Genomic DNA, 242 nt, shown 5'->3' on the forward strand with positions numbered 1-242 from the left:
AGTATTATTATGACCGTTCTGAACGAATTGAAGATCATGACATTGATGTCTACGGTATGGTATTGAATCAGCTGTTTGCCCAAGATTTGCCGGCAAATGAAATTTACAAAGGGCACTTGGTTTCGGATTTAGATGAGAATCGGCACGATGTTGAAGTGCAAAGTATTTGGACACCGAACAGTGATTACCGCTTAGTTAATACCTTGGCTTATCGCCAAGATCACGTCAGTTCTAAGACGTAT

General features: G+C 40.5%; 1 protein-coding gene. It reads left to right on the forward strand.

Going from position 1 to position 242, the window contains the following annotated elements; all coding sequences use genetic code 11:
• A partial coding sequence (locus tag A3774_RS16900; RefSeq protein ID WP_197468101.1) for a hypothetical protein occupies positions 1-242 on the forward strand: 242 nt, incomplete at both ends.

Origin of the sequence: Neptuniibacter marinus (genome assembly GCF_001597725.1) — a bacterium.
In the GTDB taxonomy this organism is placed as follows: Bacteria; Pseudomonadota; Gammaproteobacteria; order Pseudomonadales; family Balneatricaceae; genus Neptuniibacter; species Neptuniibacter marinus.